Source organism: Rhodococcus opacus, assembly GCF_012396235.1.
Classification (GTDB): Bacteria; Actinomycetota; Actinomycetes; order Mycobacteriales; family Mycobacteriaceae; genus Rhodococcus_F; species Rhodococcus_F opacus.
On record NZ_JAAXPA010000018.1, the window covers coordinates 101,658 to 127,287 of the forward strand.

Here is a 25,630-nt window from a genome sequence, read left to right on the forward strand (position 1 = left end):
AAAACGGCGCACGGGCGGCGGAGCCGCCTGTTACGGCAGAACGGCAGCGATCTCGTCGGCGGCGGTGGAGCCGTAGGCGTCCGCGAGGCGCTTGACGGCCTCGTCGCGGTCAAACGTCCATTCCTGGGTTCCGACGGTCTCCAGCACGAGCACCGCCACCAGCGACCCCAGCTGCGCGGAGCGCTCGAAACTCAGGCCCGCGCTGTGCGCGAGGAGGAATCCGGCCCGGAATCCGTCACCGACACCGGTCGGGTCGACCTTCGCCTTCTCGGGAACGACGGCGACGCGGGTCCAGTTGCCCTCGGAGTCGACGATCTCGACGCCCTTGGAACCGAGGGTCGTGACGCGGACGCCGACCTGAGCGCGGATCTCCTCTTCGGTCAGTCCGGTCTTCTGCCGCAGCAGTCCCCACTCGTACTCGTTCGTGAACAGGTATTTTGCACCGCGGATCAGCGCCGACGCCTCCTCGCCGTTCAGTCGGGCGAGCTGCTGCGACGGGTCGGCGGCGAACGGGATTCCCTGCCGGCGGCATTCCTCGGTGTGGCGGATCATCGCCTCGGGGTCGTTGGCGCCGATCAGGACCAGATCGAGCGCTTCGGCGTCCTGCGCGATACCGGACAGCTGGATTTCGCGGGCCTCACTCATCGCACCGGGGTAGAACGACGCGATCTGCGCCATGTCCTCGTCGGTGGTGCACACGAAACGCGCGGTGTGCGCGGTGGTCGAGATCCGGACGGCGGTGCAGTCGACACCGTTGCTCTCGAGCCACTGGCGGTAGTCAGCGAAGTCGGCCCCGACAGCCCCGACCAGCAGTGGAGATCCACCGAGGACGCCCATGGCGTAGGCGATGTTGCCGCCCACTCCCCCGCGCCGGACTACGAGGTCGTCGACCAGGAAGCTCAACGAGATGTGGCTGAGCTGATCGGCGAGCAGCTGCTCGGCGAACCGGCCCGGAAACCGCATCAGGTGGTCGGTGGCGATGGAACCGGTAACCGCAATTGTCACGGGCGGATGCCTTTCGATGAGTTCGGTCGGGATTTCTCACCGTACCCCGGGGTACCACCACGATCGGTCGGCAGCACGGGGACCCGGGTACGTGGAGATCGGGCACGAAAAAAGTCTGACGCGGCAGCCGGTCGGCGCCGCGTCAGACTTGTCGATTCAGTTGTACTTCGGCCTGGGACTCAGTTGAAGGAGTCGCCGCAGGCGCACGAACCAGTCGCGTTGGGGTTGTCGATGGTGAAACCCTGCTTCTCGATGGTGTCGACGAAGTCGATCGAGGCACCCTCGACGTACGGTGCGCTCATCCGGTCCACCGCGAGGGCGACGCCACCGAAGTCCACGATCAGGTCGCCGTCCAGGTTCCTGTCGTCGAAGAACAGCTGGTAACGCAGCCCTGCGCAGCCGCCGGGTTGCACGGCGATACGCAGTGCGAGGTCGTCACGACCTTCCTGATCGAGCAGCGCCTTCGCCTTGGCGGACGCGGCTTCGGTCATCTTGACGCCGTGGACGGCGGTCTCGTTCTGCACAGTCATGGGCTCTCCCTGTAGTTCGTAACAAACCCGTGAACGCTTCAACGGTACTCCGCGCCCGACTTATTCCCGGGTTCCATTCCCTGCGGCAGCGTCCGCAGATCGATCCACGTCCATGGTATCCGACGTCGCGGATTCCGGTTACTGCCCTGCGGCCGCACCGTCCCATCCGCGGGCTGCGGCCGCGGCAAGGTCTCTCAGCTGCGCGTATGCGTCCGACATCGCGAGTTCGACCGATCCCGCGTGGTCCACCAGCGACAGTGCCTCGTCGATGCCCGCGCTGTCGAGATCCGCGGGGTCGAGGAGCACCTGCCCGGCCAGGACGAGCGTCCCGATCGACCGCCGGCGGGCGGCAGCGGCAAGCGCGATCACGAGTTTCCCGCGCAGCGACTGCTGGTCGAGCCGGCCTTCCCCGGTGATCACGAGCTGGGCGGAGGCGAGTTGCCGATCCTGCCGGGTGCGTTGCGCGACCACGTGAGCACCGGATTCTCGGGTCGCGCCGAGGGCGAGCAGCGCGGCCCCGATGCCACCGGCGGCGCCGGCCCCGGCCTCGGCGGCGACCTCCCGGGCCGTCACCCGCTGCAGTTGCCCCGCCCATGCGGCGTTCCGGTCCTCGAGGAATGCGACGGTGTCGGGGTCGGCGCCCTTCTGCGGTCCGAACACGCGGGCGGCGCCGTGCTCGCCGAGCAACGGGTGCTCGACATCGGACGCGGCCACCAGTTCCACCGAGCGCAGGCGGGCGACGGCGGCATCCGCACTCCCGAAACCCTGCGCGAGGGCTTCGACGAGGCCGCGGCCGCCGTCGGTGCAACTGCTGCCGCCGAGACCGACGACGATTCTGCTCGCCCCGGCATCGAGGGCCGCTACCACGAGTTGGCCGACGCCCCGGCTGTGCGCGTCGCGGGCGGTGCGGGGCGTCGGCGGTCCGCCCAGCAGTCCGAGTCCGCAGGCCTGGGCGGATTCGAGGTAGGCGTCGGTGCCGTCGAGGAGCCAGCGGGCCGTGACGTCGGCGCCGAGGGGCCCTTCCACGACCGCGGTCCGGACGGTGCCGCCCGCAGCCGCGACCACGTCGACGAATCCGGGGCCGCCGTCGGACTGCGGCGCCTCGATCAGCTGGTCGTCCGGGCGCACGGCCGACCATCCCGCCGCGATCGCGGCGGTCGCCTCGACGGCGGTCAGCGTTTCACCGAAGGAGTCCGGTGCGATCATCACTCGCATCGGCGAAGTGTATGGCGACGGGCGCGACCCGGCATTTCGATGTGAGGGCGGTTTTCCTCCCGGCGCCGTCTTCCCATACTCTGGAAGGGTGAAATTGCTACGCCGCGGTGATTCGGACAATTCAGACAAGCGGGACGTCGAGGTCGCCGAGTCGTCCACGGCCCCGGAGGCGGAGTCCGCCGAACAGGCAGGCAAGGGCCGCCCGACCCCCAAGCGACGCGACGCCGAGGCGAAGCGACGCGGACCGGTCGCGCCCGCGCCCCTGACGGCGAAAGAGGCACGCGCCCGTAAGAAGGCCACCCGCGGTAGCAGGGAAGAGCGCAAGGTCGCCGCGGCGGAGCGACGCGCCACCGCCGCCGAGCGACGCGCCCGCATGCTCGCCGGCGAGGACAAGTATCTCCTCCCCCGCGACAAGGGCCCGGTCCGCGCGTACGTCCGCGACATCGTGGACGCCCGGCGCAACCTGGTCGGCCTGTTCATGCCGCTGGCCCTGGTTCTCATCATGGCGATGTTCGTCAGCCCGGCGTTGCAGGCGATCGTGACGCTCGCCATGCTCATCATGATGATGTTCATGGCCATCGAGGGCGTCTGGCTGGGCCGCAAGATCAACAATCAGGTGCGGGAGCGCTTCCCGGACACCCCCGACGGCGGTTTCAAGCTCGGGTGGTACGCGTTCGTGCGTGCGTCGCAGATCCGCAAGCTGCGCGCCCCCAAGCCGCGGGTGCGCCCCGGCGACGCCATCTGACGGTCAGTTGTGGGGCGCGCGGTGCGTCTCGGCGAGCAGCCGCCCCAGGTCGGCGTCGCGGTCGTAGGACAGGTCGGTCATGGGATCGGCCGGTCGGAAGAAGTTGTCGCGGTAGCTTTTCCGCAGTCGCGGATGGAGTGGACCCAGGTGCCGACCGGCGTACATCACGGCCGCATGCAGCACGAGGAGAAGTGCAACGAGGACGAGGAATTCGGTCATGGCTGAAATTTTCCGCCCATTCACTTCCCGCCAACAGTGGCGGAATTGACGTTCTTCGTCAAAATACTGCCACTCCGGTCGGTTGGTAGCGTTTCCCTCCGTGCCCACCGCCGATTCCCCGGACCGCCCGAGCCGTCCGAACCAGACGTCGCGAACACTCGTGCTCGGCGGTGCACGCTCCGGAAAATCCGCTCACGCCGAGGAACTGACCCAGGCCCTGGCCGGGGCGGGCCGGGTGCGCTACGTCGCCACCAGTCACCGCGACCCCGACGACCACGACTGGGAACACCGCATCGCTCAGCACCGCGATCGGCGTCCCCGCAGCTGGCTCACCGTGGAAACCGCGCACCGGCTCGACCTCGCCGACCAACTGCGTTCCCCCACCGAAACTGCGGCCACCCTCGTCGACGATCTCGGCACCTGGCTCACCGTCGAACTCGACGGCGCCGCAGCCTGGGACTCGCCGCGCGGCACCATCACCCCACGCACGGACGAACTCGTCGCGAGCGTCCGCGACTACCGCGGCGCACTCGTGCTGGTGACTCCCGAGGTGGGCCTCGGCGTCATCCCCGAGACCCGGTCCGGTCGCCTGTTCCGCGACGAGATCGGCTCCCTCAACGCGCGGCTCGCCCAGGTCTGCGATCGCGTGGTCCTCGTCGTCGCCGGACTGACCATGACCCTGAAAGATGATCCCGCACGCGAGTCGTGCGGGGCAGAAGTGTCCACTCGAGCGAGAGGCCAAGCGTGACCAGCGAGTCCGTGAGCACCGACCCCGGTCGGTTCGAACCCGTCACCCCACCCGACGAAGGGGTGCGCGCACAGGCCGAGGCCCGTCAGTTGCAGCTCACCAAACCGGCCGGCTCGCTCGGACGCCTCGAGACGCTCGCATGCTGGGCCGCGGCCTGCCAGGGTGTCTGCCCGCCCGTCCCCTTCGCGCGGGCGCGCGTGGTGGTGTTCGCCGGCGACCACGGAGTGGCACGGACCGGCGTCTCGGCGTATCCGCCCGAGGTGACGGCCCAGATGGTCGCCAATTTCGTCGGCGGCGGGGCCGCCGTCAATGCTCTCGCGAACCGGGCCGGCGCAAGCGTGCGCGTCGTCGACCTGTCCGTCGACGGCGACACGGATCCGTCGGTGTCCACGTTCAAGATTCGCCGCTCGTCGGGGGCGATCGACCGCGAGGACGCGCTCACACACGAGGAGACACTGAAGGCCATCGAGGCCGGACGGTCCATCGCCGACTCCGAAATCGATTCCGGCGCAGACCTGTTGATCGCCGGCGACATGGGAATCGGCAACACCACGCCGGCCACCGTTCTCATCGCCGCGCTGACGGACACCGAACCGGTGGCGGCGGTCGGCCGGGGCACCGGTGTCGACGACGCCGGCTGGATCCGGAAGACGGCGGCGATCCGCGACGCGATGCGCCGGGCCCGGCCGGTGGTCCGGGACACGGTGGCGCTCCTGCGTACGGTGTCGGGCGCCGACCTCGCCGCGATGGCCGGCTTCCTCGCCCAGGCCTCCGCCCGCAAGACCCCGGTGATTCTCGACGGCGTGGTCGTCACGGCGGCCGCGATGGTCGCGGAGGAACTCGCGCACGGCGCCCGCGCGTGGTGGCTGGCCGGCCACCGTTCCACCGAACCGGCCCACACGATCGCACTGAAGCACCTGCAACTCGACCCCCTCCTCGAACTCGACATGCGACTCGGCGAGGGATCCGGCGCCGTCACCGCGCTGCCGATCCTGCAGGGCGCCGTCGCCACGCTCGCGGAGATGGCGACGTTCGCGGAGGCCGGAGTCAGCACCCGCGACGCCGAAAACGGCGAGGACACCGCCCCCGGCTCCGCCGCCGATACCGCGGGCTGACCGTGTCGGGCGTACTGCTCGCGTTCTCCTGGCTGACGGTCCTCCCCCTGCGCGGACCGGATTCCGTGGACCGCGTGTCGGGCCGCCGCGCGATCCGGGCGGCGCCGGTGACCGGGGTCGCGCTGGGAGTCCTGGCCGCGGTGCTGCTGTGGGCGCTCGTGTCCGCCGGTCTCGACCCCGCCCTCGCCGGCCTGATGACGGTGGGTGCACACGCTCTCGCCACCCGGGGGATGCACATCGACGGTCTGTCCGACACCGTCGACGGGCTCGGCTGTTACGGGCCGCCGGAGCGGGCGCGGGCCGTGATGCACAGCGGCGGCGCGGGCCCGTTCGGGGTGTGCGCCCTGGTGATCTGCCTGGGCGCGCAGGGACTGGCGTTCGGATCTCTGGCCGCCGCAGGACAATTCGCGTGCGTGGCCGTCGCCGTGGCGGCCGGGCGGGTGGCGGTCGTCTTCGCCTGCCGGCGCGGAATTCCCGCGTCGTCGACGGAAGGATTCGGCGCACTGGTCGCCGAGACCCAGTCACCGTGGACCGGCATCGCCTGGACCGTTCCGCTCCTCGCGGCGGCCGCGTGGTGCACCTCGCCGTGGTGGCAGGGACCGATCGTCGTGGCAGTCGCGCTGACGCTCACCGCGTTCCTGGTGGCTCACTGCGTCCGGCGATTCGCCGGCCTCAACGGCGACGTGCTCGGCGCCGTGCTCGAGATCACCGTCACCATCTCGGCGATCGGTCTCACGTTCTGAGCGACCGCCGAAACCGAGATCAGCGCAGTTTCGTCATCCACCCGTGGGTGTCGGCGAACGTTCCCCGCTGAATGCCGGTCAGCGTGTCGCGCAGGGCCATGGTGACCTCGCCGGGCTCGCCGTCGGCGATCGTGAACTCACCCTCGGCCGACTTGACCCGGCCGACAGGCGTGATGACCGCCGCCGTACCGCACGCGAACACCTCGGTGATCTCGCCCGACTTGGTCTTGGTGCGCCATTCGTCGGTGCTGATCCGACGCTCGTCCACCGCGAAACCGGCGTCGGTCGCGAGGGTCAGCAGCGAGTTACGGGTGATACCCGGCAGCAACGAACCGGACAGGGACGGCGTCACGAGGCGGGCGTCGGATCCGGAGCCGAACACGAAGAAGAGGTTCATGCCGCCCATCTCCTCCACGTACGACCGTTCGATGGCGTCGAGCCACACCACCTGGTCGCAACCCTCGTCGGCGGCCTGCGCCTGCGCGAGAAGCGAAGCCGCGTAGTTACCCGCGAATTTCGCGGCGCCGGTGCCACCGGGTGCGGCGCGCACGTATTCCGTCGACAGCCACACGCTGACCGGCTTCACTCCACGCGGGAAGTAGGCGCCTGCGGGCGAGGCGATCAGCAGGTAGCGGTACTCGTCGGCCGGACGCACACCGAGTCCGGCCTCGGTGGAGAACATGAACGGGCGAAGGTACAGCGCGTCCTCACCACCGGCGGCGGGCACCCATTCGTGATCCAGCTCGAGCAGTTCGGTGATCGACTTGACGAACAACTCCTCCGGTAGTTCCGGCATCGCGAGACGACGCGCCGACGTCGCGAGTCGTTCGGCGTTCGCCTCGAGGCGGAACGTCGAGATGCCGCCGTCGGGCTGCCGGTACGCTTTCAGCCCCTCGAAGATGGCCTGCCCGTAGTGCAGCACCATCGCGGCGGGGTCGAGCTGGAGCGGCCCGTACGGTTCCACCTTGGCGTCGTGCCAGCCGAGCTCCGTGGAGTAGGTGATCGACACCATGTGGTCCGTGAAGTACCGACCGAATCCGGGCGCCGCCAGTATCTCTCGCCGTACCTCGTCGGAGGTGAGGGCGGGATGCGGGACGCGAACGAACTCGGTGACACCTGTCATGCCCGTGATCTTATCGAACGCCTTCCGCCGCCCCACGGCCGACAGGTCGTCCGCGACAGGCGCTTACTTGGTGTTGATCTCCACGAACGGCGGAGACACCACCTCGGCGCGCAGGGAGCGTCCCCGGACGTCCACGGCGATCTCGTCTCCCGCCGACACGCCGGCTCCGGAGTCGAGCAGCGCCAATGCGATCCCGACCTTGAGCGTGGGCGAGAACGTGCCCGACGTGGTCTCGCCGATCGACTCGCCGTCGCGCAGCACGGTCTGACCGGCGCGGAGAACCCCGCGGTCCATCGCCTTGATGCCCCACAGCGTGCGCGCCGGGCCGGACTCCTTTTCGTCGGTGAGCGTCTCCTTGCCCCAGAACTTCGGCTTCTTCCACCCGATCGCCCAGCCGCATCGCGCCTCGAGCGGGGAGATCTCCAGCGACAGTTCGTGCCCGTGCAGTGGGTATCCCATCTCGGTGCGCAGCGTGTCCCGGGCGCCGAGACCGGCGACCTGGCCGCCGTGGGCGCGGACCTGCTCGACCGCGGCCCGGAACAGCTTCTCGCTGTCCTCCCAGCGCGGCAGCAGTTCGAACCCGACCTCGCCGGTGTACCCGCTGCGGCACACGCGGACGGGGACCCCGTCCCAGGTGGCGTCCGCGAAGGCCATGTACTCGATGTCGGTGGGCAGGCCGAGGGCGGTGAGTACGTCCGCCGACTTCGGGCCCTGGACGGCGATCACACCGAAGTCCCGGTGCTGGTTCTCCACGGTGACGCCCTCGGGCGCCGTGGCGGCCAGTGCCGCGACCACGTCCGCGGTGTTGGCCGCGTTGGGGACGAGGAACACCTCGTCGGGGCTCACGTAGTAGGCGATCAGATCGTCGATCACTCCGCCCGACGGCGTGCAGCACAGCGTGTACTGCGCCTTGCCGGGACCGATCTTGTCGAGATCGTTGGTCAGCGCCGAGTTCACGAAGGCTGCGGCGCCGCTGCCCCGCACGAGGGCCTTGCCGAGGTGGCTGACGTCGAACACCCCCACCGACTCGCGCACCGCGGTGTGTTCGGCGACGACACCGGCGTACGAGACGGGCATCTCCCAGCCGCCGAAGGGAGCGAACGTGGCCCCGAGTTCGACGTGAACGGCGTGGACGGGGCCTTGGGACAACTGCTCCTCGGTCATGGGCCTCAACTTATCCGACCCCCGGGCGCACCGGGTAGGCGACGGCGGACGAGCACTACCATCGGAACGGACGTCAACCATCCGACACCACCCGATCCCGAACCGCTGCAGGAGAGACACCGTGAGCACTCACACAGCCCGACCCCTCGGACCACAACTCGCCCTGGCCGGCACTGTCGGCAAGCGGGTGGACGTGCTGGTGATCGGGTTGACGTCGAGCTCGGACGGACCCGAAATCGCCCTCGGCGACGGCATCGTCGACGAATCGGTGCTGACCGATCTGCTCGACAAACTCGTCGCGGTCGGCGCCTCCGGCAAGGCGGAGGAGACGACCCGCATCCCGGCACCCGACACGCTTCCGGTCGACAGTGTGCTCGCCGTCGGACTCGGTTCGGCCGAGAAGCTCGACGCCGAGCAGATCCGCAAGTCCGCGGGCGCCGCGGCGCGTTCACTCAGTGGCGTCGGCACCGTCGCGACCACCCTGTCCGTGCTCGATCTCGGTGCCGCAGCCGAAGGTTTCGCCCTCGGCGCGTACCGCTTCAACGAGTTCAAGTCCGCGAAATCCGCTCCCGGCCCGGACGCACAACCTGTCTCGCGGGTGGAGCTGCTGGTGTCGTCTCCGCGTGCGAAGGAGTCGAAGGAGACCCTCGCGCGCTCCGCGGCAATCGCCGACGCCGTCGCCACTGCGCGCGAATTCGTCAACACTCCCCCGAGCCACCTCTTCCCCGCCGAATTCGCCGACCGCGCAAAGGCTCTCGGCACCGACGCCGGACTGAAGGTCGAGGTCCTCGACGAGAAGGCGCTCGAAAAGAACGGGTACGGCGGCATCCTCGGGGTGGGCAAGGGCTCGTCTCGTCTGCCGCGGCTGGTCCGGCTGAGCTACTCCGCCAAGAAGCGGAACGCCCCCAAGGTCGCGCTCGTCGGCAAGGGCATCACGTTCGACACCGGCGGCATCTCCATCAAGCCCGCCGCAGGCATGGAGAACATGACGTCCGACATGGGCGGCGCCGCAGCCGTTGTCGCCACCGTGGTCCTCGCCGCCAAGCTCGGACTGCCCGTCGACGTCACCGCCACCGTCCCGATGGCCGAGAACATGCCGTCGTCCACCGCGCAGCGTCCCGGCGACGTCCTCACCCAGTACGGCGGCACCACGGTGGAGGTCATCAACACCGACGCGGAGGGACGTCTCGTCCTCGCCGACGCCATCGTCCGCGCGTGCGAGGACGACCCCGACTACCTCATCGACACCGCGACCCTCACCGGCGCGCAGATGGTGGCACTGGGCAACCGGACGCCCGGTGTGATGGGCACCGACCAGTTCCGCGACCGCGTCGCCGCCATCTCCCAGGAGATCGGTGAGAACGCGTGGGCCATGCCGATGCCCGCCGAACTGCGCTCGGACCTCGATTCGAAGGTCGCCGACCTCGCCAACGTCACCAACCATCGCTGGGGCGGCATGCTCGCGGCGGCCCTGTACCTCAAGGAGTTCGTCGCCGACGGCGTGCAGTGGGCGCACATCGACGTCGCCGGACCGGCGTACAACTCGTCGGGACCGTGGGGATACACCGGCCGCGGCGGCACCGGGGTGCCCGTGCGCACCATGATCTCGGTGATCGAGGACATCGCCGCCAACGGGTAGGCGCTCCGCGCCCGTGCGCCTTTCCGGTAGCTGGAACAACCAGAAAGGCGCACGGGCGGCGAAGCCGCCTACAGGTCGCGCTCGCGCTCGCGCTTCCGCTCGATACGGCGCCGCGCGTCGTGATCGCGCATCCGCTGCGGGTAGCCGGTCTTGCGGACGTCGTACACGGGGATGCGGAGGTCCTCGCCGAGTTTGCGGGCGCCGCGTTCACCGCCCACCCGGCGCCGGGTCCACTCGCCGTCCGCCGCAACAAGCACGACAGTGACTTCCGTCACCGTCGTCTGAGGTTCCACGTAGGCCTCCACACCGGGGTGCGTGCGAGTCCAGTTCGCGAGATACGCGGCGTCCTCGGGGGACGCCTGAGATCGACCGGACCGAGGCCGCGAGAATCGGTCGAACAACCCCACGTCGAGCCTCCTCGAGTGCGTGCGCCCGACGATGCCGGCGACTGTCCTCCAAGTTTGCCAGCGAACGCCCGGTTTCCGCCGCACACGAAAACTACTGGCCGGTAGCGATTACGTCGCGACACACCGGAGTCCCCGACGGGTGCCCCTCGGCGGACACGCCCGCCGGATCAATGGAAAGATGTGGAGCGCCGACACAGCGAGTGGGTGACGACGAATCGGAATTACCTGCAAGTAGACGCAAGACACGTGCATCTCGAAGCACAATGGTTCACGACCACAAGTCGACAAAATTCAACAACCCGAACACAACTGTCGAGGAGTCAAAAGACATGGCCTTCTCCGTCCAGATGCCAGCGCTTGGTGAGAGTGTCACCGAGGGAACTGTCACGCGGTGGCTCAAGCAGGAAGGAGACACGGTCGAAGTTGACGAACCCTTGCTCGAAGTCTCCACGGACAAGGTGGACACGGAAATCCCGTCTCCCGTGGCCGGCGTTCTCAGCAAGATCGTTGCTCAGGAAGACGACACCGTGGAAATCGGTGGCGAGCTTGCCGTGATCGGCGACGCCGGTGAGGCTCCTGCCTCCGACTCCGCTCCCGCACCCGCCGCCGAAGAGCCCGCCGCAGAGCCGGCTCCCGCCGCGGAGGCGCCGGCCGCCGAGCCCGCGCCCGCAGCATCCGGCAACGGTTCCGCCGAGGGCACCGCCGTGAAGATGCCCGAACTGGGCGAGTCCGTCACCGAGGGCACCGTCACCCGCTGGCTCAAGGCCGTCGGCGACGAGGTCGCCGTGGACGAGCCGCTCGTCGAGGTGTCCACCGACAAGGTCGACACGGAGATCCCGTCCCCCGTCGCCGGTACTCTCCTCGAGATCAGCGCCGAGGAAGACGACACCGTTTCCGTCGGCGGTCAGCTCGCCGTCATCGGTTCGGGTGCACCCGCCGCCAAGCCGGCCGCGGAACCGAAGCCCGAGCCGACCCCCGAGCCCGCGAAGCCCGCTCCGGCCCCGGAGCCCGCGAAGCCCGAGCCCGCCAAGAGTGCACCGGCAGCATCCGCGCCTGCTCCCGCAGCCGCCGCACCCGCTCCCGCGGCCACGTCCGGAGACAGCACCCCGTACGTCACCCCGCTGGTGCGCAAGCTCGCCACGGACAACAACGTCGACCTGTCCTCGGTGACGGGCACCGGAGTCGGTGGCCGCATCCGTAAGCAGGACGTCCTCGCTGCCGCCGAGGCCAAGAAGGCACCGGCCGCCGCTGCCGCGCCTGCTGCCGCCGCTCCCGCAGCCGCCTCCGCCGGGGTCCGCCCCGAACTGGCCCACCTGCGCGGAACCACGCAGAAGGCCAACCGGATTCGTCAGATCACCGCCACGAAGACGCGGGAGTCGCTGCAGACCACGGCGCAGCTCACCCAGACCTTCGAGATCGACGTCACCAAGATCGCGGCCCTGCGCGCGCAGGCCAAGAACACCTTCCTCGAGCGCGAGGGCGTCAAGCTCACGTTCCTCCCGTTCTTCGCGAAGGCCGTCGTCGAGGCGCTGAAGTCGCACCCGAACATCAACGCCAGCTACGACGAGGCGAACAAGCAGATCACCTACTACGACGCCGAGCACCTGGGCATCGCGGTCGACACCGACCAGGGCCTGCTGTCCCCCGTGATCCACAACGCCGGCGACCTGTCGCTGGCCGGCCTGGCCCGCGCGATCGCGGACATCGCCAAGCGCGCCCGCTCCGGTGGGCTCAAGCCGGACGAGCTGTCCGGTGGCACGTTCACGATCACGAACATCGGCAGCCAGGGCGCCCTGTTCGACACCCCGATCCTCGTGCCCCCGCAGGCCGCGATGCTCGGAACCGGCGCGATCGTCAAGCGTCCCGTGGTCGTGACCGACGAGTCCGGCAGTGAAAGCATCGGCGTCCGCTCGATGTGCTACCTGCCGCTCACCTACGATCACCGCCTCGTCGACGGCGCCGACGCCGGCCGCTTCTTGACCACGATCAAGCAGCGTCTGGAGCAGGGAGCGTTCGAGGCCGACCTCGGCCTCTGATCGTCACCGGACTTCGAGCCGAACGTAGTTTCGCAGGGGCACCATTTCCATCAGGGATGGTGCCCCTGCGCTGTGAAGGAGGCTGTTGCACATGCGAGTGGTCATCGCCGGTTCCTCCGGGCTGATTGGCACCGCTCTCGTCTCGTCTCTCCGCGGCGACGGTCACGACGTCGTCCGCCTCGTCCGCCGGTCGTCCGCGGGTCCCGACGAGTCACGCTGGGATCCGCAGAAGGACCGGATCGACACGGGGATCCTCGCGGACGCGGATGCGGTCGTGAATCTGTGCGGCGTCGGGGTCGGCGACAAACGCTGGACCGGGGCGTACAAGCAACTGATCCGGGACAGTCGCATCGCCGCCACCGACGTCCTGGCCGAGGGCGTCGCGGAGGCCGCGGTGCCCGTGTTCGTGAATGCGAGCGCGGTCGGCTACTACGGCGACACCGGCGATCGGGTCGTCGACGAGACCTCGCCCTCCGGGACGGGTTTCCTCGCGGACACCTGCCGCGACTGGGAGGCCGCGACAGCCCCCGCCGACACCTCGAAGATCCGGACGGTTCTGCTGCGGAGCGGCATCGTCCTCTCTCCCCACGGCGGCCTGCTCGGCAGGCTGAAGACGCTGTACACGTTCGGGCTCGGCGGCCGGCTCGGCAACGGCCGCCAGTACCTGTCGTGGATCTCGTTGGAGGACGAGGTCGATGCGATCAAGTTCGTCCTCACCCGCGACGACGTCGCCGGCCCCGTGAACGTCACCGGCCCGGCGCCCGTCACCAACGCCCAGTTCAACGGCGCGGTCGCGCGGACGCTGCACCGCCCCGCACCGTGGATCGTTCCCGGGTTCGCGCTCAGCGCGCTGGTCGGAGAGTTTGCGCAGGAGGGCATTCTGGCCGGACAGCGCGCGATACCCACGGTGCTCGAGAATGCGGGATTCCGGTTCCGGCACAACACCATCGGGGAAGCGCTCGACGCCGCCCTCGTGCAGTGAACCCAGGTCGTGCCGGTGCGGCCGCAGCCCCGGCGTAACCTCTAGCGCATGAGCAGCGCGACACAATCCGCCCGTTTCAGCCCCTCCCCGATTTCCGTCGAACATCTCGGCACGATCGGGTACGTCGACGCCTGGGATCGACAGCGCGAGCTGGCGGCCGAACGCGCCGAGAACGTGGGTACCGACACGCTGCTCCTGCTCGAACACCCGGCCGTCTACACCGCGGGGCGCCGGACCGAACCCGAGGACCGTCCGACCGACGGCACTCCCGTCATCGACGTCGACCGCGGCGGGAAGATCACCTGGCACGGTCCGGGTCAGCTGGTGGGCTACCCGATCGTCAAGCTGGCCGAACCGGTCGACGTCGTGCGGTACGTGCGCCGGCTCGAGCAGGCACTGATCACCGTGTGCACCGACCTCGGCGTCGACTGCGGCCGGGTCGACGGTCGCTCCGGTGTGTGGCTGCCGGCGTCCCTCGACAACGGGCAGTGGCTGCCCGAGCGCAAGGTGGCGGCCATCGGCGTGCGGGTACAGCGTGGTGTCGCACTCCACGGCTTCTCGCTCAACTGCAATTCCGTTCTCACGGGGTTCGACGCGATCATCCCGTGCGGTATCCGCGACGCCGGGGTCACGTCGCTGTCGCGGGAACTGGGCCGCGACGTCACTGTCGAGGAGGTCACGCCCGTCGTCACGGCGGCCGTCGTCGCCGCGCTCGACGGCGAACTTCCGGTGACCGAACACGACATCGAGCGGGTCACGTTCGACTCCGCCGCCGCCGGGACGACGTCCTCCGCGCCCACCTTCACTACTGTTCAGTACGGTTGACCTCCGCTCCCCGGCCCGCCGGGCGCGACGGGCCGGGCGTACGATCGTCTCCGTGACTGTGGCCCCAGAAGGACGCAAATTGCTCCGCCTCGAGATCCGAAATGCGGAGACTCCGATCGAACGCAAACCGAACTGGATCAAGACGAGAGCGAAGATGGGCCCGGAATACTCCGAGCTCAAAAGCCTCGTCAAGCGCGAGGGTTTGCACACCGTCTGCGAAGAAGCCGGCTGCCCCAACATCTACGAATGCTGGGAAGACCGCGAGGCGACCTTCCTCATCGGCGGTGAACAATGCACCCGCCGCTGCGACTTCTGCCAGATCGACACCGGCAAACCCGACGACCTCGACCGCGACGAACCCCGCCGCGTCGCCGAATCCGTCCAGGCGATGGGACTGCGCTACTCCACCATCACCGGCGTCGCCCGCGACGACCTCCCCGACGGCGGCGCCTGGCTCTACGCCGAAACCGTCCGCCTGATCCACCAGCTCAACCCCGGCACCGGCGTCGAACTGCTCATCCCCGACTTCAACGCCAAACCCGACCAGCTCGCCGAGGTGTTCTCCACCCGCCCCGAGGTGCTCGCCCACAACGTCGAAACCGTCCCCCGCATCTTCAAACGGATCCGGCCCGCGTTCCGCTACCAGCGCAGCCTCGACGTGATCACCGCCGCCCGCGAAGACAACCTCGTCACCAAGTCCAACCTCATCCTCGGCATGGGCGAAACCCCCGACGAGGTCACCCAGGCGTTGCACGACCTGCACGACGCCGGCTGCGACATCATCACCATCACCCAGTACCTGCGTCCCTCCCCCCGCCACCACCCGGTCGAACGGTGGGTCAAGCCCGAGGAATTCGTCGAGCACTCCAAGACCGCCGAGGAAATCGGCTTCGCCGGCGTCATGGCCGGACCCCTCGTCCGCTCCTCCTACCGCGCCGGCCGCCTCTACGCACAGGCGATGGCCCACCACGGCCGCGAATTGCCTGCAGGACAGGCACATCTCACCGAAAGCGGCGATGCGTCGCAGGAGGCAAGTTCCCTCATGGCGCGGCTCGCCCGCTGACCTCCCCGCGTGCGCGGTGGTCGACACCGGACGGGTCATCACCGCGCACGGCCAGGGACGTATCCTGAAGAGCATGGCGAACGGCAGTAAATCCGGTAAAGCGGGCAAACCCAGTAAAGAAGCAAAGGCAGCCGCCAAGGCAGCCCGCAGGCAGGCGTCGAAGGAACGCAGAACTCAGCTCTGGCAGGCGTTCCAGATGCAGCGCAAGGAAGACAAGCTGCTGTTGCCGCTCATGCTCGGCACGCTCATCGGACTCGCGGTGGTGTTCTTCCTCGTCGGTCTGATCTGGGGCCTCCAGTGGTTCCTCCTCCCGATCGGTCTCCTCCTCGGCGTGCTCGGGGCCTTCATCATCTTCGGCCGGCGCGTCCAGAAGACGGTGTACGGCAAGGCCGAGGGCCAGGCGGGCGCGGCCGCGTGGGCGCTCGACAACATGCAGGGCTCCTGGCGCGTGACCAGCGCGGTCGCGGGCACCACGCAGCTCGACGCCGTTCACCGCGTGATCGGACGTCCCGGCGTCATCCTCGTCGCCGAGGGATCGCCGCAACGCGTGAAGTCGCTCCTGGCCCAGGAGAAGAAGAAGACGGCGCGCCTCGTCGGCGACACCCCGATCTACGACATCGTCATCGGCAACGACGAGGGCCAGGTCCCGCTGTCGCAGCTGCAGAAGCATCTGAACAAGCTCCCGAAGAACATCGACACCAAGCGGATGGACGCCATCGAGTCGCGGCTCGCCGCGCTCAGCAGCCGCGGTGGCGGTGCCGCACTGCCCAAGGGTCCGATGCCCGGCGGCGCGAAGATGCGCGGCGTGCAGCGCACCATCCGTCGTCGCTAGAAGCCTGTCGCCCCACTACTCCGCCCGATGTCGATCCGACATCGGGCGGAAGACGTTCTGCGGGGTCAGCGGGTGCGAACCAGCGCGGTGCCGGTGGCCCGGTCCTGCATGCCGCGACCGTCGATGTCCGTGATGGTCCCGGGCACGACGAACACGAGCAGCGCCTGACGCACCAGGGCCCGGACGAAGCCGACCCGGGCGGGCCCGTCCACCCGCGCCACCTGCATGCCGAGGAACAGCTGCCCCGGTGTGAAGGAGAACAGCGACACCGTGGCGATACCGACGACGAACCAGACCAGCAGAGTGAAGGTCGAGAACGGACCCTCGAAGAAGTTGTCGCCGATGATCAGTGCCGCGACGCCCGCCGACGACACCCAGTCGATCATCAGAGCGGCGAGACGGCGGCCCGTGCTCGCGAGTGAACCGGGACCTTCCGCCTGCAGGCCGAGGCGCTCGCCCCGGAAGGACTGCTTCGTCTCGTCCGCGCCGTTCGGCAGGGCAGCCGAAGGTCCGGAAAGCCAGGAACCGGTGATACGTGCCATGCTGTCCAGGATAGGCGTCGACTCTCCGAGGACCTCACACCGGAGCTTTGGGCTGTGTGCGCAGTCACAGCCGGTGCAAAAGCCCAGGAAGATTCGACGCGTAACACGGGCGAAACAAAAGGTTGACCAGCGGGCAACACCAAGTCCTTACCGTCTGGCTCGACGAATTCGCCAATATCCACTTGGCTGAAGCGACTTAAGGAGCACAAGCGTGGCGTTCACCACGGCCGAAGAGGTCATCAAGTTCATCAAGGACGAGAACGTCGAATATGTCGACATCCGGTTCAGCGACCTGCCGGGCGTGCAGCAGCACTTCTCGATCCCGGCGTCCGCGTTCAACCAGGACGTCTTCGAGGACGGCCTCGCGTTCGACGGTTCGTCCGTCCGCGGCTTCCAGTCGATCCACGAGTCGGACATGATGCTCCTTCCCGACGTCGCCACCGCCCAGCTCGACCCGTTCCGCGCCGCCAAGACGCTGAACATCAACTTCTTCGTGCACGACCCGTTCACGCGTGAGTCCTACAGCCGCGACCCGCGTAACGTCGCGCGCAAGGCCGAGGAATACCTGAAGTCGACCGGCATCGCCGACACCGCCTTCTTCGGCGCCGAGGCCGAGTTCTACATCTTCGACTCGGTCCGCTACGACTCCGGCATCAACGGCGCGTTCTACGAGGTCGACTCCATCTCGGGTTCCTGGAACACCGGCAACGACGTGAACGCCGACGGCAGCCCCAACCTGGGCTACAAGGTCCGCCCCAAGGGTGGATACTTCCCCGTCGCTCCGTACGACCACTACGTCGACCTGCGCGACGAGATCTCCACCAACCTGCAGAACGCGGGCTTCGAGCTCGAGCGCGGCCACCACGAGGTGGGCACCGGCGGCCAGCAGGAGATCAACTACAAGTTCAACACGCTGCTCGCGGCCGCGGACGACCTGCAGCTGTTCAAGTACATCGTGAAGAACACCGCCTGGCAGCACGGCAAGTCGGCCACCTTCATGCCGAAGCCGCTGTTCGGTGACAACGGTTCGGGTATGCACGTCCACCAGTCGCTGTGGAAGGACGGCAAGCCGCTGTTCCACGACGAGGCCGGCTACGCGGGTCTGTCCGACATGGCGCGTCACTACATCGGCGGCATCCTGCACCACGCACCGTCGCTGCTGGCGTTCACCAACCCGACGATCAACTCGTACCACCGTCTGGTGCCGGGCTACGAAGCCCCCATCAACCTCGTGTACAGCCAGCGCAACCGCTCGGCGGCCGTGCGTATCCCGATCACCGGCAACAACCCGAAGGCCAAGCGCCTCGAGTTCCGCGCCCCCGACTCCTCGGGTAACCCCTACCTGAACTTCGCGGCGCAGATGATGGCCGGCCTGGACGGCATCAAGAACAAGATCGAGCCGCAGGCTCCCGTCGACAAGGACCTCTACGAGCTCCCGCCGGAGGAGGCCCGCAACATCCCGCAGGCTCCCACCAGCCTGTCGGCCGTCATCGATCGCCTCGAGGCAGATCACGACTACCTCACCGAGGGTGGCGTGTTCACGTCCGACCTGATCGAGACGTGGATCTCGCTCAAGCGTGAGCAGGAAATCGCTCCGGTCAACCTGCGTCCGCACCCGTACGAGTTCCAGCTGTACTACGACGTGTAAGTCGTCAGCAGCCGCTGACCTGCGTCGGGGCGTTCGGTAGAGCGCCCCGGTACGCAGTAGCTTCGGTCGAGCCCACCCGCGCCGCGATCACTACACCGATCGCGGCGCGGGTGGGCTCTTCTGCGTCCGGCCACAGATGGCCGGGCGCGGTCGGGCGCGGGGCGAACCTTCTACTTGTCGCCCTGTCGGCGCACCATCTCGGTGATCCAGACGGGCGCGTACGGAGACGTGCAGCCCGGGGACGTCGGGTAGTCCTTCAGCACCTCCAAGCGCTCACCGATGTCGAGTGCGCGGGCGCGGTGCTCCGCGTGCTCGATCCCGATCTGAGCCAGGCAGTGGTTCATCGCCCACTGCAGGCGATCCGGGGCGTCTTTCATCTCCGCCTCGATGACGTCGAGTAGTCCCGCGAGGTCGAGGTCCTCGGGCTTCTTCGCCACGCGTTCGGTGGTCAGCGCCCAGCCGGCACTCGCGACCACCGGATCCGGATCGGCGGACCACGCCAGGCGCAGCTCCTCGGAGTGCGGGTTCTTCTTCACCACGTAGTTCACGAGCCAGTCGTGCACCTTGGGTGCGCGCGCCTCGCGCACCATGACGTCCAACTCGTCACGCTCGAACACCCTCGGGCGGCAGATCAGGATCGCCAGCAGTCGCGCCGCGGTGTCACCCGTCTCCCAGAGCCGGCACGCCAGTTCCTGCTGCGTCTTCAGCCTCTTCGCGAGCGCGCGCAGCTTGCCGAGGTTCACACCGTGATCGTCACCGTGCTTCTCGTTCACCTCGCGTGCCCTCGGGTCCTCGAGCTCGGCCAGCTCGGCCATCACCTCGGCGACCGTCGTCTCGGTCAGCGTCGTCTCGGCCACCTGAGCCTCCTGTCCGTTCCTGGGAGAGTCAGCCTACGACGGACGCGGGCCCCGTCGTTTCGTACGTCACTCCCCGGCCGCGCGGTCCGGAACCCGCCCGAGTGCCGCGGGCCGCGTCGTATGATCCAGGGAACCGACCACACGGACCGTTGCGGAGCGTGCGGTCGACGCCTTGCGGGATACTTGCTCCGTTCTCCAGCCCCCTCGGGTCGAGAAGCAGGTGGTGCGGGATGTCAGTGCCCACGACGCCGTCCGGCGTGCCGGTTCCGCGCCGTGTCGTGGTCATTCTGCTGCTGGTGATTCCGCTCAGCCAGATCCCGCTCGACATCTACACCCCGGCATTGCCGCAGATGGTGCTCGACCTGGACGCGTCCGCGGCCGTGGTGCAGAACACGGTGACGGCCTACATGCTGGGCATGAGCCTGGCGTTCATTCCGGTCGGACTGATCGCGGATGCGGTGGGCCGCAAGCGAACTCTGCTGACCTGCCTGGCGATCCTCGTCGTCACCAGCGTGGGATGCGCACTCGTGCAGAACATCACGCTCCTGCTCGGTCTGAGATTCGTGCAGGGTATCGGTGGGTGCGCGTGCCTCGTCCTCGCCTACGCGATCGCCGCCGACTGCTACCGCGGCGCCCGGCTCACGTCCGTGTCCGGTCTCCTCGGGGCCGCGTGGGGGCTGGCACCCGTTCTCGCACCCGCCGTGGGTGGGGTACTGGTGCAGTTCATGTCGTGGCGTCTGGTGTTCGGGCTGATCGCGCTTCTGGCGGCCCTGGCCGTTCCCCTCGTCGTCGCGGGATTGCCGGAGACGCTTCCACCGGAACTGCGGGCACCGGTCGACGTCGGCGCCGCGGCGCGGGTGCTGGGTGCGGCTCTGCGCCACCGCATCTTCGTGGGGTTCGTGCTCGTGTTCGGACTGATGGCATCTGCACAGATGGTGTTCGGTGTCGTCGCGCCCTTCCTCTACCAGCAGATTCTCGGATTCTCCCCGGCCGCCTACGGTGCGGTGGCGCTCGTCGTGGGCGGCGCCAACCTCGTCGGCGAACTCGCCTGCAGCGCGCTGGCTGTCCGGGTCGGCACACGCAGGCTCGCGTTCGGCGCGTGGTGGGTGTTCGTGGCGGGCGCGCTCGTACTCACCGTTACGGCCGGGCTGTCCGTCGTCACCGCACCGGCCATCACGATCGGCGCCTGCCTCGCGCTCGCCGGATGCGGGGTGCTCTGCCCGCAGATGTACGGGCTCGCTCTCGGACTGTTCACCCGCAATCTCGGACTGATCGGCGGGGTCGTCACGGCGGCCTGCTATCTCGTCGTCAGTGCGGCGATGGCCGTCGCCGGAGTACTACCGGAGAACAGCCAGGCACCGCTGGGCTGGCTGTACCTGACCCTGGGCGCGGGAGCCGGGATCCTGCTGCTCCTCACCACGTCCACCCGGCGGTCCCAGGGTTCCCCCTCCGCCGCGCCTGCACCACGACCAGAACGGAGGTGACCTCACGTGCCGCATTCACACCCGCGCAGCCCTGCCGCGTCCCCGGTGTCGGTGATCTTCCAACGCCGGATCGACGACGCGAGTTACGCCGACTACGCACGGTGGCAGAAGCGTGCGGCGGAGGCCCTCGCGACCGTTCCGGGTTTCATCGATCAGGACATCGTGCCGCCGTCGCCGCCCGTGCAGGACGACTGGGTGGACGTGCTGCGGTTCGCCACCGTCGAGGACGCCCGCGCGTGGCTCGACAGCGACCGCCGGACGGAGCTCGTGGCGGAGATCAAGCACGCCTTCATCGGCAACGAGGACGTCCACCTGCTCACCGGCGAGCAGACCCGGGAGCAGTCGGCGACGTCGGTGGTCATCTCCTGTCACGTCGCCCCCGAGGACGAGTCGGCGTTCATGGACTGGCAGCGGAAGATCTCCGCCGCCGAGGCGGGGTTCCGGGGTTTCCGGGGGCACAAGGTCGAGAGGCCGGTGCAGGGGATCACCGAGGACTGGACGATCGTGCTGAGCTTCGACACCGAGGACAACCTGGCGTCGTGGATGGATTCACCCGAGCGGGCTGCCCTCCTGAAGGAGGGCGAGAAGTTCAACAAGAATCTCCGAATCCGCAAAGCGAGCTACGGTTTCGACTTCTGGTTCCGCGGCGCGGGCGGTGACGAGCCGCCCCCGGTGCCCGTTGCCCGGAGCAATCTCCTGGCGCTGCTGGTGCTGTATCCGCTGGTGGTGATCTGGGGCCATTTCGTCAGCGCACCGTTCATCGAGGCGCACGGGGTTCCGATCGCCGTCGCCCTGTTTCTCGCGAACCTGGTCACCACTCAGATCCTCGGCTGGTGGGCGGTTCCGGCTGCGTTCAAGGTGTTCGGATGGTGGATGGACCCGGCGATCTCCCCCCGCCGGCGGAACCTCGGTTACGCCGTGATGATCGCGCTGTTCGGGATTTCGATCGCCGTGTGCACCCTGCTGTTCATGATCCCGACCACGTAACAGACTTTCCGATTCACCTGCGCGATGTTCGGGTACGTAGCACTGTGAAGGACCGAGGTCTGTTTCACATCGGGAGAAAGGTGTTCACGGTTGGACATGCAGCAACTGTGGGACTTCGTCTCCGCCCGCAAGCAGCAACTGGTCACCGACTCGTTCCTGCACGTCAGCGCAGTCGTGCAGTCGGTGGTGATCGCCACGATCGTCGCGGTGGCGATCGGTATCCTCGTGTACCGCAGTCCGGCGGGCTCCTCGATCGCCACCGCACTCGCGAGCACGATCCTCACCATCCCGTCGTTCGCTCTGCTCGGCCTGCTGATCCCGATCCTCGGCCTCGGTGTCGCCCCCACCGTCACCGCTCTCGTGCTGTACGCGCTGCTGCCGATCATCCGGAACACCATCCTCGGACTCGCCTCCGTCGACCCCGCGGTCACCGACGCCGCCCGGGGCGTGGGAATGAGCCGCACGACGGTGCTGAGCAGGATCGAACTCCCGCTCGCCTGGCCGTCGATCCTGACGGGAATGCGGGTGAGCACGCAGATGCTGATGGGCATCCTCGCGATCGCCGCCTACGCCAAGGGTCCCGGGCTCGGCAACCTCATCTTCTCGGGACTGTCCCGTGTCGGCAGCCCGACCGCGATACCGCAGGCCCTCACGGGGACCGTTCTCATCGTGATCCTCGCCCTCGTACTCGACGGAGTCCTCGCCGTCATCGGCCGACTCACCACCTCCAGGGGGATCCGTGACTGACCTCGATACACCGCCGACCAACGGAAGCACCGTCTCCGGAGTGGACATCGTCCTCGAAGACGTCGTCAAGAGCTACCCGGGCCAGGAGAAGGCGGCCGTCGACAACGTGTCGATGCGCATCCCCGCCGGCGAGATCGTGGTTCTCGTCGGCCCGTCCGGCTGCGGCAAGACCACCACCATGCGCATGATCAACCGGCTCATCGAACCGACGTCGGGGAAGATCACGATCGGCGGGAAGGACGCCCTGTCCATCGACCCGGACAAGTTGCGGCGCGGCATCGGCTACTCGATCCAGCAGGCCGGACTGTTCCCGCATCTCACGATCGCCAAGAACGTCGGCACGGTCCCCGGTCTGATCGGCTGGGACAAGAAGAAGATCGCCGACCGTACCGACGAGATGCTCGACCTCGTCGGACTCGAACCCGACCTCTACCGCGAGCGCTACCCCCGGCAGTTGTCGGGCGGTCAGCAGCAGCGGGTCGGGGTGGCGCGGGCACTGGCCGCCGATCCCCCGGTACTGCTCATGGACGAGCCGTTCGGCGCGGTCGACCCGATCACGCGCGGACTGCTGCAGGACGAGTTGATGCGACTGCAGTCCGATCTCGGCAAGACGATCGTCTTCGTGACGCACGATTTCAACGAGGCGGTCAAGCTGGGTGATCGGATCGCGGTCCTGGGCAACCAGTCGCACATCATGCAGTACGACACTCCGGATGCGATCCTCGCCCATCCCGCCAACGACATGGTGGCCGGGTTCATCGGCGCGGACGCGTCGCTGAAGCAGCTGACGCTCACCCGGGTGGCGGAGGTCGAACTCCTCGACTGCCCCACCGCGTACGAGGACGGCTCGGTGGACGATCTGCGGGCGGCGATCGCACCCCGCAAGATCAAGTGGGGCGTCCTCCTGGACGCGCGGGACCGACCGACCCACTGGGTGTCGTTGCGGCATCTGGCCAACGCCACCTCGCTGCGCGGCATCGGCGACCCGATCGAAGAGGTGGTGTCCACCCAGTCGACGCTGCAGGACGCGCTCGAAGCGCTCCTGGCGGAGAGCAGTGCGTCGACGATCGTCACCGGCCGGCGGGGCGAGTACCGCGGCCTGATCACCATCGACACACTGGTGACGCACCTGTCCGCGCTGCGTGAGGAACACGCGCACGACGACGAGGACAGCGAGCCGAAGCAGAACGGGGCGAGCGAGGGCGGGACACCGTCATGACGGCTGCCGTCGCCACGACGCCCACCGCACCGGCCGCCCGGCGGTCGGAGCGGGCCCGCTTGCTGGTCCAGCCGATCATCGTCGTGATCCTGGTGGCGGGTGTGCTCGCCTGGGCCTTCAACCGCGAACTCACCGCCACGCAGAAGGGCAGTCTCAACGCCGCCAACATCGCGACCCTGACGTGGCAGCACGTGCTGATCACAGTCGCGGTGGTCGCGATCGTCGTCGTCATCGCGGTTCCGCTGGGGATCCTGTTGACGCGGCCCGGGTTCACCAAGCTGGCACCGATCTTCCTCGGAATCGCCAACATCGGACAGGCCGCGCCGGCCATCGGACTGCTGGTGCTGCTCTTCCTCGCGACGGGGACCACCGGATTCTGGATCGGGGTGCTCCCCATCGCGTTCTACTCTCTCCTGCCCGTTCTCCGGAACACGATCCTGGGTCTGCAGGAGGTCGATCCCGCCGTCATCGACGCCGGGCGCGGACAGGGCATGACCGCCGGTCTCGTCCTGCGGAAGGTCGAGTTCCCGCTCGCCGTGCCGTACATCCTCGCGGGACTGCGCACGTCGCTCGTGCTCGCCGTGGGCACCGCGACACTCAGTTTCCTCGTCAGCGCCGGCGGTCTGGGAATCCTCATCGACACCGGATACAAGTTGCGCGACAACGTGACTCTGGTGGTTGGAGCCGTGCTGGCGGTCGCGCTCGCGCTGCTGGTCGACTGGTGCGGCGCCCTGGCCGAGGAGTTCCTCGGCCCGAAGGGGCTGCGCTGATGGACCACCTCCGGAAGGCGATCGCCGCGACGGCGGTGACACTGTGCGGTGTCCTCGCCGCGTCCTGCGGCCTCGAATCCGGTGGCGCCCTGCCGCTGTCGGTGGAACCGGGCAGCATCCAGCCCGTCCCCGAACTCGAGGACGTCAAGATCACCGTCGGCTCCAAAGACTTCACCGAGCAGGTCACCCTCGGGTACATCATCGAGTTCGCGCTCAGTGCCGCCGGCGCCGAGGTGCGCGACCTCACCAACATCCAGGGGTCCAACAGCACCCGGGACGCGCAGCTGGACGGGCAGATCGACGTCACCTACGAGTACACCGGGACCGGGTGGATCAACTACCTCGGCAACGAGATTCCGATTCCCGACCCGACCGCGCAGTTCGAGGCGGTCCGCGACGAGGACCTCGAAAGCAACGGCATGGTGTGGGTGGATCCGGCCCCTATGAACAACACGTACGCACTCGCGATGAGCAGGCAGACCGCCGAGGAAACCGGGATCACCACCCTGTCGGAGTACGCGGATCTGGTCAACCGCGACCCCGCCGCCGCGACGACCTGCGTCGAAACCGAATTCAACGTCCGGCAGGACGGGTTCCCGGGTATGGCCGCCAAGTACGGCTTCGACCCCGCCCGCGCGAACCGCCAGATCCTGCAGACCGGCATCATCTATCAGGCCACCGCGGACGGGACGCAGTGCAAGTTCGGCGAGGTGTTCACGACGGACGGCCGCATCATCGCGCTCGATCTGGTGCTGCTGGAGGACGATCGCCAGTTCTTCCCGAAGTACAACCCGGCGATCACCATGCGCAAGGATTTCGCCGAGGCACATCCGCAGGTGGCGGAGGTGATGGCCCCGATCTCCGCGGCGCTCACCAACGAGGAGATCACCGAACTGAACCGGCGGGTCGACGTCGAGGGCGAGGAACCAGCGGACGTGGCCCGGGACTGGCTGGTGGAGAAGGGATTCGTCACGCTCCCGTGACG

Annotated in this window: 26 protein-coding genes; 17 read left to right on the forward strand and 9 right to left on the reverse strand. The window is 68.3% G+C overall.

Features of this window, described 5'->3' with window-relative positions; translation table 11 throughout:
- Positions 1 to 30: 30 nt before the first annotated feature.
- The 3 genes from HGB39_RS23275 to HGB39_RS23285 all read right to left on the reverse strand — a co-directional run bounded on the left by HGB39_RS23275 (position 31) and on the right by HGB39_RS23285 (position 2,750).
- Entirely contained in the window at positions 31 to 1,005 is a 975-nt protein-coding gene (locus HGB39_RS23275; RefSeq protein WP_005573186.1) for a carbohydrate kinase family protein, read from the reverse strand.
- Between the two features lie 179 nt (positions 1,006 to 1,184).
- On the reverse strand, positions 1,185 to 1,535 hold the full coding sequence (locus tag HGB39_RS23280; protein ID WP_005247725.1) for an iron-sulfur cluster assembly accessory protein: 351 nt from the start codon (positions 1,533 to 1,535) through the stop codon (positions 1,185 to 1,187).
- 138 nt (positions 1,536 to 1,673) lie between these two features.
- Complete coding sequence (locus HGB39_RS23285) at positions 1,674 to 2,750, reverse strand: glycerate kinase family protein (protein ID WP_064080154.1); 1,077 nt, start codon at positions 2,748 to 2,750, stop codon at positions 1,674 to 1,676.
- An 88-nt stretch (positions 2,751 to 2,838) separates the two neighbouring features.
- On the opposite strand from HGB39_RS23285, the gene HGB39_RS23290 reads away from it, so the two are divergent.
- Positions 2,839 to 3,495 carry a DUF3043 domain-containing protein gene (locus HGB39_RS23290; RefSeq protein ID WP_005573613.1) on the forward strand — a complete coding sequence of 219 codons (657 nt, stop codon included), beginning with the start codon at positions 2,839 to 2,841 and terminating at the stop codon, positions 3,493 to 3,495.
- A gap of 3 nt (positions 3,496 to 3,498) precedes the next feature.
- Here HGB39_RS23290 and HGB39_RS23295 read toward each other — a convergent pair whose 3' ends face one another.
- Positions 3,499 to 3,714, reverse strand: a complete 216-nt coding sequence (locus tag HGB39_RS23295) for a hypothetical protein (protein WP_005573615.1) — start codon at positions 3,712 to 3,714, stop codon at positions 3,499 to 3,501.
- Between the two features lie 100 nt (positions 3,715 to 3,814).
- Between HGB39_RS23295 and cobU the strand changes: the two genes are divergently transcribed.
- The 3 genes from cobU to HGB39_RS23310 are packed head-to-tail and all read left to right on the forward strand — an operon-like array spanning position 3,815 to position 6,320.
- Positions 3,815 to 4,462, forward strand: a complete 648-nt coding sequence (cobU, locus tag HGB39_RS23300; protein WP_005573616.1) for a bifunctional adenosylcobinamide kinase/adenosylcobinamide-phosphate guanylyltransferase — start codon at positions 3,815 to 3,817, stop codon at positions 4,460 to 4,462.
- On the forward strand, positions 4,459 to 5,577 hold the full coding sequence (cobT, locus tag HGB39_RS23305) for a nicotinate-nucleotide--dimethylbenzimidazole phosphoribosyltransferase (RefSeq protein ID WP_064080155.1): 1,119 nt from the start codon (positions 4,459 to 4,461) through the stop codon (positions 5,575 to 5,577). The genes cobU and cobT overlap by 4 nt, the downstream gene beginning before the upstream one ends.
- Positions 5,578 to 5,579: 2 nt before the next feature.
- Positions 5,580 to 6,320: an adenosylcobinamide-GDP ribazoletransferase gene (locus HGB39_RS23310; RefSeq protein ID WP_064080156.1), complete on the forward strand. Its 741-nt coding sequence runs from the start codon at positions 5,580 to 5,582 to the stop codon at positions 6,318 to 6,320.
- Between the two features lie 19 nt (positions 6,321 to 6,339).
- Here HGB39_RS23310 and HGB39_RS23315 read toward each other — a convergent pair whose 3' ends face one another.
- Both HGB39_RS23315 and gcvT read right to left on the reverse strand, forming a co-directional pair.
- Positions 6,340 to 7,443: a branched-chain amino acid aminotransferase gene (locus tag HGB39_RS23315; protein WP_005260097.1), complete on the reverse strand. Its 1,104-nt coding sequence runs from the start codon at positions 7,441 to 7,443 to the stop codon at positions 6,340 to 6,342.
- A gap of 63 nt (positions 7,444 to 7,506) precedes the next feature.
- On the reverse strand, positions 7,507 to 8,607 hold the full coding sequence (gene gcvT, locus HGB39_RS23320) for a glycine cleavage system aminomethyltransferase GcvT (protein WP_005561151.1): 1,101 nt from the start codon (positions 8,605 to 8,607) through the stop codon (positions 7,507 to 7,509).
- Between the two features lie 121 nt (positions 8,608 to 8,728).
- Between gcvT and HGB39_RS23325 the strand changes: the two genes are divergently transcribed.
- The gene (locus HGB39_RS23325; RefSeq protein WP_005561152.1) at positions 8,729 to 10,246 is read left to right on the forward strand and encodes a leucyl aminopeptidase; all 1,518 of its coding nucleotides are present in this window, start codon (positions 8,729 to 8,731) and stop codon (positions 10,244 to 10,246) included.
- A 68-nt stretch (positions 10,247 to 10,314) separates the two neighbouring features.
- On the opposite strand, the gene HGB39_RS23330 is transcribed toward HGB39_RS23325, so the two are convergent.
- Positions 10,315 to 10,653, reverse strand: coding sequence for a hypothetical protein (locus HGB39_RS23330; RefSeq protein WP_005561154.1), 339 nt, complete (start codon positions 10,651 to 10,653; stop codon positions 10,315 to 10,317).
- Positions 10,654 to 10,982: 329 nt separating this feature from the next.
- Between HGB39_RS23330 and sucB the strand changes: the two genes are divergently transcribed.
- The 5 genes from sucB to HGB39_RS23355 all read left to right on the forward strand — a co-directional run bounded on the left by sucB (position 10,983) and on the right by HGB39_RS23355 (position 16,391).
- A complete protein-coding gene (sucB, locus tag HGB39_RS23335; RefSeq protein WP_064080157.1) occupies positions 10,983 to 12,689 on the forward strand; it encodes a 2-oxoglutarate dehydrogenase, E2 component, dihydrolipoamide succinyltransferase in 1,707 nt (568 codons plus the stop codon).
- A 91-nt stretch (positions 12,690 to 12,780) separates the two neighbouring features.
- Positions 12,781 to 13,671, forward strand: coding sequence for a TIGR01777 family oxidoreductase (locus tag HGB39_RS23340; RefSeq protein ID WP_005561156.1), 891 nt, complete (start codon positions 12,781 to 12,783; stop codon positions 13,669 to 13,671).
- A gap of 48 nt (positions 13,672 to 13,719) precedes the next feature.
- Positions 13,720 to 14,496 carry a lipoyl(octanoyl) transferase LipB gene (gene lipB, locus HGB39_RS23345; RefSeq protein ID WP_005561158.1) on the forward strand — a complete coding sequence of 259 codons (777 nt, stop codon included), beginning with the start codon at positions 13,720 to 13,722 and terminating at the stop codon, positions 14,494 to 14,496.
- 52 nt (positions 14,497 to 14,548) lie between these two features.
- Positions 14,549 to 15,559 carry a lipoyl synthase gene (lipA, locus tag HGB39_RS23350; protein WP_005561159.1) on the forward strand — a complete coding sequence of 337 codons (1,011 nt, stop codon included), beginning with the start codon at positions 14,549 to 14,551 and terminating at the stop codon, positions 15,557 to 15,559.
- A 73-nt stretch (positions 15,560 to 15,632) separates the two neighbouring features.
- A complete protein-coding gene (locus tag HGB39_RS23355) occupies positions 15,633 to 16,391 on the forward strand; it encodes a DUF4191 domain-containing protein (RefSeq protein ID WP_005247752.1) in 759 nt (252 codons plus the stop codon).
- Between the two features lie 65 nt (positions 16,392 to 16,456).
- Here the strand turns inward: HGB39_RS23355 and HGB39_RS23360 are convergent, their stop codons facing one another.
- Positions 16,457 to 16,933 (reverse strand): RDD family protein, encoded by a 477-nt coding sequence (locus tag HGB39_RS23360; protein WP_005561161.1) that lies wholly within the window; start codon positions 16,931 to 16,933, stop codon positions 16,457 to 16,459.
- 211 nt (positions 16,934 to 17,144) lie between these two features.
- Here HGB39_RS23360 and glnA point away from each other — a divergent pair, with 211 nt between their 5' ends.
- Positions 17,145 to 18,581, forward strand: a complete 1,437-nt coding sequence (glnA, locus tag HGB39_RS23365; RefSeq protein WP_005561162.1) for a type I glutamate--ammonia ligase — start codon at positions 17,145 to 17,147, stop codon at positions 18,579 to 18,581.
- Between the two features lie 170 nt (positions 18,582 to 18,751).
- Here glnA and HGB39_RS23370 read toward each other — a convergent pair whose 3' ends face one another.
- Positions 18,752 to 19,438, reverse strand: coding sequence for a DNA alkylation repair protein (locus HGB39_RS23370; protein WP_005561163.1), 687 nt, complete (start codon positions 19,436 to 19,438; stop codon positions 18,752 to 18,754).
- Positions 19,439 to 19,668: 230 nt separating this feature from the next.
- Here HGB39_RS23370 and HGB39_RS23375 point away from each other — a divergent pair, with 230 nt between their 5' ends.
- The 6 genes from HGB39_RS23375 (at position 19,669) to HGB39_RS23400 (ending at position 25,628) form a co-directional block, all read left to right on the forward strand.
- A complete protein-coding gene (locus HGB39_RS23375; protein ID WP_005254250.1) occupies positions 19,669 to 20,922 on the forward strand; it encodes a multidrug effflux MFS transporter in 1,254 nt (417 codons plus the stop codon).
- A 6-nt stretch (positions 20,923 to 20,928) separates the two neighbouring features.
- Positions 20,929 to 21,909, forward strand: coding sequence for a putative antibiotic biosynthesis monooxygenase (locus HGB39_RS23380; protein ID WP_005254251.1), 981 nt, complete (start codon positions 20,929 to 20,931; stop codon positions 21,907 to 21,909).
- A 96-nt stretch (positions 21,910 to 22,005) separates the two neighbouring features.
- On the forward strand, positions 22,006 to 22,656 hold the full coding sequence (locus tag HGB39_RS23385) for an ABC transporter permease (protein WP_005254252.1): 651 nt from the start codon (positions 22,006 to 22,008) through the stop codon (positions 22,654 to 22,656).
- Entirely contained in the window at positions 22,649 to 23,875 is a 1,227-nt protein-coding gene (locus HGB39_RS23390) for an ABC transporter ATP-binding protein (protein ID WP_005561165.1), read from the forward strand. Before HGB39_RS23385 ends, HGB39_RS23390 begins: the two co-directional genes overlap by 8 nt.
- Positions 23,872 to 24,645: an ABC transporter permease gene (locus tag HGB39_RS23395; RefSeq protein WP_005254254.1), complete on the forward strand. Its 774-nt coding sequence runs from the start codon at positions 23,872 to 23,874 to the stop codon at positions 24,643 to 24,645. The genes HGB39_RS23390 and HGB39_RS23395 overlap by 4 nt, the downstream gene beginning before the upstream one ends.
- A complete protein-coding gene (locus tag HGB39_RS23400) occupies positions 24,645 to 25,628 on the forward strand; it encodes a glycine betaine ABC transporter substrate-binding protein (RefSeq protein WP_005254255.1) in 984 nt (327 codons plus the stop codon). Before HGB39_RS23395 ends, HGB39_RS23400 begins: the two co-directional genes overlap by 1 nt.
- Positions 25,629 to 25,630: the final 2 nt, after the last annotated feature.

Bases quoted from the DNA above. Each gene is read 5' to 3' on its own strand.
- HGB39_RS23280 (WP_005247725.1), bottom strand. From the start codon at position 1,535: ATGACTGTGCAGAACGAGACCGCCGTCCACGGCGTCAAGATGACCGAA.
- HGB39_RS23285 (WP_064080154.1), bottom strand. From the start codon at position 2,750: ATGCGAGTGATGATCGCACCGGACTCCTTCGGTGAAACGCTGACCGCC.
- HGB39_RS23295 (WP_005573615.1), bottom strand. From the start codon at position 3,714: ATGACCGAATTCCTCGTCCTCGTTGCACTTCTCCTCGTGCTGCATGCG.
- HGB39_RS23315 (WP_005260097.1), bottom strand. From the start codon at position 7,443: ATGACAGGTGTCACCGAGTTCGTTCGCGTCCCGCATCCCGCCCTCACC.
- gcvT (WP_005561151.1), bottom strand. From the start codon at position 8,607: ATGACCGAGGAGCAGTTGTCCCAAGGCCCCGTCCACGCCGTTCACGTC.
- sucB (WP_064080157.1), top strand. From the start codon at position 10,983: ATGGCCTTCTCCGTCCAGATGCCAGCGCTTGGTGAGAGTGTCACCGAG.
- HGB39_RS23340 (WP_005561156.1), top strand. From the start codon at position 12,781: ATGCGAGTGGTCATCGCCGGTTCCTCCGGGCTGATTGGCACCGCTCTC.
- lipB (WP_005561158.1), top strand. From the start codon at position 13,720: ATGAGCAGCGCGACACAATCCGCCCGTTTCAGCCCCTCCCCGATTTCC.
- HGB39_RS23355 (WP_005247752.1), top strand. From the start codon at position 15,633: ATGGCGAACGGCAGTAAATCCGGTAAAGCGGGCAAACCCAGTAAAGAA.
- HGB39_RS23360 (WP_005561161.1), bottom strand. From the start codon at position 16,933: ATGGCACGTATCACCGGTTCCTGGCTTTCCGGACCTTCGGCTGCCCTG.
- HGB39_RS23375 (WP_005254250.1), top strand. From the start codon at position 19,669: ATGTCAGTGCCCACGACGCCGTCCGGCGTGCCGGTTCCGCGCCGTGTC.
- HGB39_RS23385 (WP_005254252.1), top strand. From the start codon at position 22,006: ATGCAGCAACTGTGGGACTTCGTCTCCGCCCGCAAGCAGCAACTGGTC.
- HGB39_RS23395 (WP_005254254.1), top strand. From the start codon at position 23,872: ATGACGGCTGCCGTCGCCACGACGCCCACCGCACCGGCCGCCCGGCGG.
- HGB39_RS23400 (WP_005254255.1), top strand. From the start codon at position 24,645: ATGGACCACCTCCGGAAGGCGATCGCCGCGACGGCGGTGACACTGTGC.